5 protein-coding genes are annotated in these 10,241 nt (G+C 63.2%); 4 read left to right on the forward strand and 1 reads right to left on the reverse strand.

Features of this window, described 5'->3' with window-relative positions:
* The first annotated feature begins 68 nt into the window (after positions 1–68).
* From KIH81_RS04060 to KIH81_RS12335, 3 genes are all read left to right on the forward strand, one after another.
* Positions 69–1,271: an MFS transporter gene (locus KIH81_RS04060; RefSeq protein WP_214304175.1), complete on the forward strand. Its 1,203-nt coding sequence runs from the start codon at positions 69–71 to the stop codon at positions 1,269–1,271.
* A 151-nt stretch (positions 1,272–1,422) separates the two neighbouring features.
* Positions 1,423–2,385 (forward strand): ribokinase, encoded by a 963-nt coding sequence (locus KIH81_RS04065; RefSeq protein WP_214304199.1) that lies wholly within the window; start codon positions 1,423–1,425, stop codon positions 2,383–2,385.
* Positions 2,386–2,720: 335 nt separating this feature from the next.
* Complete coding sequence (locus KIH81_RS12335) at positions 2,721–8,027, forward strand: DEAD/DEAH box helicase (protein WP_236029243.1); 5,307 nt, start codon at positions 2,721–2,723, stop codon at positions 8,025–8,027.
* A gap of 309 nt (positions 8,028–8,336) precedes the next feature.
* On the opposite strand, the gene KIH81_RS04085 is transcribed toward KIH81_RS12335, so the two are convergent.
* On the reverse strand, positions 8,337–9,476 hold the full coding sequence (locus KIH81_RS04085) for a 4-hydroxybutyrate dehydrogenase (RefSeq protein WP_214304176.1): 1,140 nt from the start codon (positions 9,474–9,476) through the stop codon (positions 8,337–8,339).
* A 244-nt stretch (positions 9,477–9,720) separates the two neighbouring features.
* On the opposite strand from KIH81_RS04085, the gene KIH81_RS04090 reads away from it, so the two are divergent.
* Positions 9,721–10,170: a hypothetical protein gene (locus tag KIH81_RS04090; protein ID WP_214304177.1), complete on the forward strand. Its 450-nt coding sequence runs from the start codon at positions 9,721–9,723 to the stop codon at positions 10,168–10,170.
* Positions 10,171–10,241: the final 71 nt, after the last annotated feature.

Consider the following 10,241-nt stretch of genomic DNA (forward strand, 5'->3'; position numbering starts at 1 on the left):
GGTGACATCGTTATCACAACGTCGTTTGCGATTGTCTGCATCACCGTCGGAATCGGAGGAATCGAACCATGGCCAGTCTGCTGCTTGCCGTGATCTACGTGGCGTTCATCAGTTTGGGATTGCCTGACGCCTTGCTCGGCGCGGCATGGCCCACCATGAGCCAGGACCTGTCCGTGCCGGTCTCCTGGGCGGGCGGCATCTCCGCGGTGATCTCCATGTTCACCATCGTTTCGGCCTTGCTGTCCGACCGCATGACCCTGCGGTTCGGCGCGGGCCGCGTCACGGCCGTTTCGGTGGCGCTGACCGCCATGGCGCTGGCCGGATTCTCCGTGGCCCCGAACTACTGGGTGCTGATCCTCATCGCCGTGCCCTACGGCCTCGGCGCGGGCGGCGTGGATGCGGCGCTCAACAACTACGTGGCCGTGCACTACGAAAGCCGCCACATGAGCTGGCTGCACTGCATGTGGGGCGTCGGCGCCTCCATCGGCCCCTACATCATGGGCTTCGCGCTCTCGGGCGGTCAGGGCTGGCCGTGGGGCTACCGGTACATCGCCATCCTGCAGGTGATTCTGACCGTGGTCCTGGTGCTGAGCCTGCCGCTGTGGAAGTCCCGCAAACGCACGGCTGCGGAGGTCACGACCGATGAGACGAAGGGGGCCGGTGTGGGGGGTGCCGCCGGAGCCGAGCGCAAGCCCCTGGGCGTGGCTGGCGTGCTCGCCATCCGCGGCGCCAAGGAGATCCTCATCATGTTCTTCTGCTACTGCGCCATCGAAACCACCGCAGGTCTGTGGGCCTCGAGCTACATGGTGCTCCACGGCGGCGTGGACAAGATCACCGCCGCCAGCTGGGCCAGCCTGTTCTACGTGGGCATCACCGTGGGACGCGCGCTCTCCGGATTCCTGACCATGAAACTCGCCGATCCGGCGATGATCCGACTCGGCCAGGTGCTGGTGCTCGCCGGCATCGTCACCATGCTCATCCCGCTGCCGCACCACCTCGGCATCGTGGTCGGTCTGGTGGTGGTGGGACTCGGCTGCGCGCCGATCTACCCGTGCGTCATCCACTCCACGCCCACATACTTCGGCGAGGAGAACTCGCAGGCCATCGTGGGCGTGCAGATGGCCTGCGCCTACATGGGTTCGCTCGTCATGCCGCCCGTGTTCGGCCTCATCGCGCAGTACGTCACCATCGCGCTCTACCCGTGGTACCTGCTGCTGTTCCTGGTGCTCATGACGGTCATGCACGAGCGGCTGCGCAAGCTGCGCGGCTGATTCCCCGCGTGCGTTTCCGGCCGGCTTTCAACAGGCTTTCGACCGATTTCGCGGACCGGTCGAAAGCCTTGCAATTCCAAGTGGATTCGGCCTTTGGCCCATCCGCCGACTATGCTGGGCAACCATGGAGAACAGTGAAGAGCATGAACAGATGCCCGAACCGGTGCGCGATCGATTGGAAGCACTGAAGAAGGCAACCGGTTCCGTGATCGTGGTCGGATCGATGAATGCCGACTACACCGTGACCACCAAACGACTGCCCGGTCCGGGCGAAACCGTCAACGGCGGCGCACTGAAGGTGCTGCCCGGCGGCAAGGGCGCCAACCAGGCTTCCGCCGCCGCAAGGCTCGGCGCGAACGTCCAGCTGCTGGGCGCGGTGGGCGATGACGCGAACGCGGACTTCCTGCTGAGCAAGCTGGACGAGGCCGGCGTGGACACGGCGGACATCCTGCATGTGGAAGGCCCCAGCGGCACCACGCTCATCACCGTCAGCGCCGAAGGTGAGAACACCATCGTCTACTCGCCCGGCTCCAACGCCAAGGCCTCCGCGGGCTACGTGCAGTCCCACCGCACCACCATCGCCGAATGCTCGGTGCTGGGCCTGTGCCTCGAAAGCCCGATCTCGACCGTCATCGCCGCCGCGCAGACCGCGCACGACGCCGGCGTGACCGTGCTGCTCAACGATTCGCCGTTCATGGACGAACTGCCGCACGAACTGGTCGAGGCCACGGATATCCTGCTCGTCAACCAGCATGAGGTGGCCCAACTGCTCGGCCTGCCGGACGAGAACGTCGACGAATTCGACTGGTACGAGATCGTCTCCCGATTCGCCGACTACGGTTTCGGCCGCGCCATCGTGACGCTCGGCGCCTCCGGATCCATCGTGATCGAGGACGGCCGCTGGCACCGCGTCTCCGCCGTGCAGGTGGACGCCGTGGACACCACCGGCTGCGGCGACTCGTTCATGGGCACCGTGCTCGCCAGTCTCGCCGCCGGCTACACGCTGTTGCAGTCCGCGCAGATCGGCTCCTACGTTTCCGCGTATGCCGCCACCAAGCTCGGCGCGCAGTCCGCGTACGGCACCGCCGATGAGGTCATCGCCTACTTCAGCTGAGTCGTTCTGATTCGCCGGCTTCGTTTATCGATTCCAAGGCCTTGGCTTGCATTCGCGAGCCGGGCCTTTTCTTTTGGCTCTGTTAAACCAAGATTGACATGTCCCTTATTCTTGGCTCCCCTTGTCAGGACATTGCCGTGAAGCAAACGGCAGAGCCGTTTGTAGGCGATGTGTGAGGCGGCAGCCGAGCCGGTAGGCTGCGAACGGAGTTCGTCGTTGATTGCAAGGACGAGCTGTCGGCGAAGCCGACTGAGGGGTAGTCCGGCGGAATTCATGTCAATCTTGGTTTAACAGAGCCTTTCCTTTTGTTCGCACGTTTCGCTATAATCGAACATATGTACGAAAGCTTGCGTCTGTTCGCCGAACCCACCCGCACGTGGTTCGAGCACGCCTTCGGTGGGCCCACCGAAGCGCAGACGCAGGCTTGGCCGGCAATCCGCTCCGGCGGCAACGTGCTCGTCATCGCGCCGACCGGCTCCGGCAAGACGCTCGCGGCGTTCCTCTCCGCCATCGACCGTCTGATGACCGCACCGCAGCCGGAGCATAGCCGCAAGGGCGTAAGGGTGCTGTACATCTCGCCGTTGAAGGCCCTGGCCGTGGACGTGGCCAAGAACCTCGAACGGCCATTGGCGGGTATCGCCGCGGAATGTGGGGCGAGAGGGCTGGCGGCCCCGAACATCACCATCGCCACCCGGTCGGGGGACACCACCGCGCAGGAGCGGCGGCGCATCGCCTCGCATCCGCCGGACATCCTCGTCACCACGCCCGAATCGCTGTACCTGCTGCTCACCTCGAAGGCCGGGCGGATCCTCTCCACCGTGGACACGGTCATCGTGGACGAAATCCACGCCGTTGCAGGCACGAAGCGTGGCGCGCATCTGGCGCTGAGCCTCGAACGTCTGGAGGAGCTGATCGCCGAAGCCCATCGGAAGGCCTCTGTGGACCGGGAGGAAGCGGGGGATACCGCCGCCTTCCATCTGCAGCGCATCGGCCTGTCCGCCACGGTGAATCCGCCCGAGGAAGCCGCCCGCTTTCTGGGCGGAGGCCGGCCCGTCACCATCGTCAATCCGGGAGGACGCCCGGCGATGGACCTGCGCATGATCGAACCACTGGAGAACATGCGGGACCTGCAATCCGTCAACGCCAAACAGCGTGCCGGCGGAACGGACGCCGAATCGCGTGCCCTGCCGCATATCAGCGGCGTCACCCCGGCCATGCAACGGCTCGCCGAGCGCAAGGGCATCGTGCCCTCCGGCGATCGATCTGATGCAGGCATGACCGTCAAGGCCGGTTTCCTGGGGGATTCGTCTCCGGATTCCGCCGGTGTGCCTGCACATGGGGGCATCGATGATGGCGGTTCCTCCGCGATTGTCGGCGCGCGCGGCGACCGTACGTCGGGCTCCATCTGGCCCGTGGTGGAGCGCAGCATACTGGACGAGATCCTGGCCCACCACACCACGCTGGTATTCGTGAATTCACGCGGTGTGGCCGAGAAACTCACCGCACGATTGAACGACATGTACGCCGAAAGCGTGCATGGGGACGCGGGGGAGCGGATGGTGGGCAACGGTGCGAAAGATTCCGTCGGCGATGCGTGGGGCATTGCCTCTCCCGAAGGGAGAGAGGGATTCGCCGCGCATTACGACGCCGTGGTGGGATCCACCACCATGCTGGTCGGCTCCCATACGGGCGACGACGTCATCGCCATGGCACATCACGGTTCGGTCTCCAAGGATCGTCGCAAGATGATCGAGGAACGGCTCAAACGTGGCGAACTGCGCTGCGTGGTAGCCACATCCAGCCTTGAACTCGGCATCGATATGGGGTCGGTCGATCTGGTGATCCAAGTGGATACGCCGTTGTCCGTGTCCTCCGGATTGCAGCGCGTGGGACGTGCCGACCATCAGGTGGGCGGCGTCTCGCACGCCCTGTTCTACCCATTGACCCGAATGCAGATCGTCACCGGCGCGGCAAGCCTGGAATCGATGATCGCCGGGGATATCGAACCGCTCGCCATCCCGCGCAACCCATTGGACATCCTGGCCCAGCAGACCGTGGCGGCCGCGTCCATGCACAACCTCGACGCGGACGAATGGTATGCCACCGTCCGCCGTTCAGCGCCATTCGCCGCACTGCCACGCGACATGTTCGACGCGGTGATCGGCATGATGTCCGGCGCGTACAACACCGAGGACTTCTCTGCGTTCCGGCCGCGGCTCATGTGGGATCGTCAGGAGGGCGTCATTTCCGCGCGTCCCGGTGCGCAGAAGATCGCGGTGACCTCGGGAGGTACGATTCCCGACCGCGGGCTGTACACCGTGGTGCTCCCCGAAGCCGACGCCGGTAAAGGGCAGCGGCGCGTGGGCGAACTGGACGAGGAGATGGTCTACGAGTCGCGCGTGGGGGATGTGATCACGCTCGGCACCTCCACCTGGCAGATCCAGGAGATCACCCGCGACCGCGTGGTGGTGACCCCGGCCCCCGGCCGTACCGCGCGACTGCCCTTCTGGCATGGCGAAGGCGCCGGCCGCGACTACGGTTTCAGCCGCACCATAGGCCGTTTCCTGAGAGAGACCACCGCGGGCCTTGTTCCCGTCTCCGGCTCCTCGGAAACTGTGCACTCATTGGCTCGTTCCTCTTTTGTTTTCCCTCTGGAGGATCGAACCGTGGAGTCGTCCACTCCTTCTTCATCTGACTCCCCGCGGGAGGATCGAGCCGTGAAGCCATCGGTCCAGTGGACTGATAGTAGGCGAGGACGAGACGATAGTCGAGCCAGGAATGTGCAGGCGCAGCCTGTCGATATTCGACGAATGACGACTGAGGGGAGGTTTACTGGCTTCACCGCAACGATCGAACATCGCCTCCGTCACGATGGCCTTGACGACAACGCCATCGCCAATCTCGCCCACCTTCTCTCCGAACAGCAAGCCGCCACCGGCGTGGTGCCGGATGACCGCACCCTCGTGGTGGAACGCACGCGAGACGAGGACGGCGGCTGGCGCATCGTGCTCCTGAGTCCCTTCGGCCGTCGCGTGCACGAGCCGTGGGCCATGGCCATCAGTCGCCGACTCAATACCCGATACGGTTTCGACGGCCAGGCCTACGCCGCTGACGACGGCATCGTGATCCAGCTGCCGGACGGCGAAGGACATATCCCCGCCGCCGACCTGTTCCTCTTCGACCCCGAGGACCTCAGGGCGGACGTGGAACGGCAAGTCGGCGAATCCGTACTGTTCGCCGCCCGATTCCGCGAATGCGCCGCACGATCCCTGTTCATGCCGCGCTCCGACCCCGGCCGCCGCGTACCTCTCTGGCAGCAGCGACTTCGTGCCGCGCAACTGTTGCAGTCCGCCCGCACGGCCAGGAACTTCCCGTTGCTGCTGGAAACCGCGCGCGAATGTCTCCAGGACGTCTATGACATGCCTGCCCTGAACGAGGTGATGACCGGCCTGGAAGCCGGAACCATCGCGGTCAGGGACGTGGAGACCGAATCGCCTTCGCCGTTCGCCGAGAACATCCTCTTCGGATTCGTAGGCGCGGTCATGTATCAGTACGACCAGCCGCAGGCCGAACGCAGCGCGCAACTGCTTTCACTCGACCCGCAGGTGCTCGAACGATTGCTCGGCACTACGGACATGGCCCAGGTGCTGGATCCCGACGTCATCCGTGACGTCGAACGGGAACTGGGGGAGCGCACCTTCTGGAACGAACTCGCCTCCGACGACGTGACCGGCCGTGTGACCCGATACGCCAAAACCCATGGTCCCTTCACCGCCGAACGGCTCATCGCGGACCTTGGCATCAACGTCACGGACGCCGTGCACACTCTGGATACGCTTGCCGCACAAGGCGAACTGCTCCACGGCCATTTCATCGATGCCGCCGAATCCGCTGATGGGAGGTCCGGTGGGCTGCCCGCCGAACAGTCCGCCGAACAGTGGCTGCACAAAGATGTGTTCCGGCGTATCCGCTCGCGCTCGCTGGCCAAGGCCCGCAAGGCCGTCAAACCGGTGGAACCGAATGCCTACCAGATGTTCCTGCTCGATCGGCAGGGCGTGGGGCCGGTAGGCGGCGAACGATATGAGGGCGGGGACGGTCTCATGCGCGTCATCGAACAGCTGGAAGGCGTGGCATTGCCGGCCGCACTCTGGGAATCGGCCGTATTCCCGGCCCGCGTGCGCGACTACCAGCCTGCATTGCTGGATGAACTGCTCACCTCGGGCGACGTGATATGGGTCGGGTCCAAAACCGGGGCCACCGGTGCGTTGGAGGCCGGGGAAGTGTCATTCCATCCTGTCGATTCGGTGTTGATCGCCGGGGCGGATGATTCGGTCAACGGCCCGGCATCCCCGATGCCTTCCACCACCATGCCCGAGGCGATTCTCACGGCCCTGCAATCCGGCGGCGCATTCCATGCACGTCAGCTCATGGATGCGGCTAAACGCATCTGGAACGAGACCGCCGAGCCGGACATCAACCCGGACACGGGCGAGATCATCCCGCAGGAGTGGAGCGAGCGGCAGTTCAAGGACGCCCTCTGGAGCCTGGTCTGGCAAGGCAAGGTCACCAACTCCGGTTTCGCGCCCGTTCGTTCGTTGGCGATGACGGGGCAGGGGAGCCGCCGGAAAACTACGGTCTCCCGCAGACGCGGACGAGTAGCGCCGATTCGTCGCGCAACCACGGATGCGGCGTTGTCCGGTCTGTGGTCACTGGTGGCTGCGGATGCCGGCGACGCCGTCTACGACGTTGATGGTGTGGACGGTACCGATACGTATGCCGGCAACGAATCGCATGGCATCGAGCGTGACGGCGCTGATACGAAACGTGACGTTGCCGGGGCGGAATCACCGGCAACCGTGCAATCGGTACGCGCACAAGCACAAGCGGAAGCGCAAACCGAACGTGCCCTGGCTCTGGTCGAGGTATTGCTGGACCGTTACGGCATCGTCGCCCAGCCGCTAATTGACCGGGAGAGCGTGCCGGGAGGTTATTCGGCGTTGTATCCCGTACTCAAGCGCATGGAGGAACACGGCAGGCTGGTCCGTGGCATGTTCGTGCGTGGATTTGGCGCAGCCCAGTTCGCCGAGCGTGAGACCGTGGACGCCCTGCGTCATCCGTTGGAGCATCACGGCCGATCGGCCGTGGCATTGAGCGTGCTCGACCCGGCGAATCTCTTCGGTTCGGCGATTGACTGGCCATCGGTTCCGGGCGGTGCCACCAAACCGGTCAGACGTGCCGGGGCCTTGGTGGTGTTGGATGCTCAAGGCCCGATGATGTACGCGGCCGTCAAATCCAAGCATCTGACCGTGTTCAGCCATTCCCCGCATCAGGCTGAATCGAACGTGAACGGGCCCGTCGAGAATGCGGGCGAAACCGGAAGGAAACTGACCGCGTCGCCGCGCACGACTGACGTGCGCCCGCCCATCGCAGGCGTTATGGAGCCTGAGACCGGTTCCGACGACATGGACGGGTCTCTGCGCAAGGCTGCTACCGAACTGGCCTATGCATTGAAACGTGACAGCACCGGCTCGGTCACCTTCTCCGACGTGAACGGCGAACCCCTGAACGCCCGCCATCCCTTCGCCCGCATCCTCCATCAAGCCGGCTTCGTCCCTGTTCCTCAGGGCATGCGCCTGTACTGACGTCGCCGCATAAAACAAAGGCTTTGTTAAACCAAGATTGACATGTTCCTTATTCTTGGCTCCCCTTGTCAGGACATCGCCGTGATGCAAACAGCAGAGCTGTTTGTAGGCGATGTGCGAGACGACAGTCGAGCCAGTGGACTGCGAATGAAGTTCGTCCCTAATTGCAGGACGAGCTGTCGGCGAAGCCGACTGAGGGGTAGTCCACCAGGTTCACACCGTTTTTGCTTGAATGAAACTCAATCAAAAGGTCCTCCTCCCAAAAAGATTCAGGAGGAAGACCTATCTAACGTGTAGCGGGATTCCCGATCAGTACAGCTCCTCGAAGATCTTGCGCACGCGGGCGGCGTCGAGCGGCACGAAATTGTTGCGCATCAGTCGCGCCTGCGTGGTCATCACACGCTCCGTGAACTCCGGCAGATCCTCGCGCGTCACGCCGTACTCGTGCAGCGCCTTCTTCGGCAGCAGCTGGTTGATGAGCGCCTCCAGCTCGTCGTACACGTCGGCCACATCGCAATCGAGCAGGTCGGCGAGCACGGCGTTGAGCTTGGCGATCTCGCCGTCGGACTTGATCTCCATGTAATTGCGCAGCACACCGGTGAACATCGCATAGTTCGATTCACCGTGCGGCACATGATACTTGCCGCCCAACTGGTAGCTCAGCGCGTGCACGGCGGCGCAACCGCCCGTATCGAAGCTGATGCCCGCGTAATCGGAGGCGATGAGGAAGTCGTTCATCAGTTCGTTGCGCTTGGCGCGGCGTTCGCTGCTGCCGGCCGGGCCCGCGGCGACGATCGCCTTGTATCCGTTGACGATCATCTTCATGGCCTCATAGCCGAACAGGCGTGTGTACGGGGTGGAGTTGGGGGAGAGTGTGGATTCGACCGAATGCACGAGCGCATCCAGCGAGCTGGTCATGAACACGTGATCGGGCAGACCGTACAGCAGTTCGGGGATGAGCACCGCGTGGTCGGCGAACATCTCCGGGCCGGCGATGCCCGCCTTGCAGCCGAGGCGCGTGCGGTTGATGGCCGCGATCTCGGTGACTTCGCTGCCGGTGCCGCAGGTGGTGGGCACCAGCACCAGCCCGACGTTGCGCTTGAAGTCCGGCAGGTGGTCGATGACGTCATCGATGCTGGCGCCGCCGGCCACTGCCACGATCTTCGACATGTCCATCACCGCGCCGCCGCCGATGGCAACGATACGGTCGTAATCGAACTGTCCGGCGTCCTGGATGATGGCGTCGATCATCACGTCGGTCGGCTCCTGATTGCCGTACTTGTCCACCAGCAGCACGTTCGCGCCGTTGAGATACGGCTTCAGGAAAGCGTCATGGATCATGCCGATGCTGACCACCAGGTCCGTGGGGCCAAGCTTGAACGCTTCGGCGAATTCCCTGACCGTGGCGAACTGGTAGATGTCCTTCGGTCCTACGGTGAGCATCTTCATGGTGCGATTCCTCCGTTGTGTTGTTGGTCTGTGTCCGGCCTTGGCCGCGCTTGCAATGCCGCGCCTGCTGCGTTGTCGTGCTGTGCCGTGGTACCAGGCGATGTTTGGATATCGCGCCCGATGCTAACCCCGTTTCATGTCCGCGATGTTGCGGTGCCGGGATGCTTGTTGTCTTGTCGCCGCTGTGTCGTTGGAGAGTATCCTTAATGACTGTTGTATGTACAAGTTCAGAGAGGAGCCGCCTATGAACAATAAGCACAGTAACGGGAATAGCGAGCTGACGAAGATGTTGCGAACTGTTCCGAGACCAATTGGAAAAGCGGTGTGGAAAGCGACCGATGCGGTTGGAATCGTTGCTGATCCCATGATGAGGCGATATCGCAATATCCGTGCGGAGTTGCGTCGCATGCAGCAGTTGCGGACTGATGGATTTACCGACGAGGATGTGTGGGGTCTGGGACGCAAAGAGAGCCTGCGTATGTCGAAGATGCTCGCGGCAATGGAGGATCGATGCATGGGCAGTCCGCAAGGATATGAAGATAGGTCTCGCTGGCTGAAGAAGCGTGATGACGCTGATTTGGAGCGGTGGTTGGATTCCGAACCAAAGTGGGTGCTATGGGAACAGATCGAACATAAAAGGCGCTTGTGTTGTTTTCGTGGGTGTGGGTTCGTCGTTGAGCCGTTGAGGGAGTAAGAGAAGAGCGCTTCCTGGGTAGGATGTTTTCGACCAAGATAAACAAGCAACCAGCAAGCGCCTGATGAACA

It is taken from the genome of Bifidobacterium miconisargentati (genome assembly GCF_019331675.1).
In the GTDB taxonomy this organism is placed as follows: Bacteria; Actinomycetota; Actinomycetes; order Actinomycetales; family Bifidobacteriaceae; genus Bifidobacterium; species Bifidobacterium miconisargentati.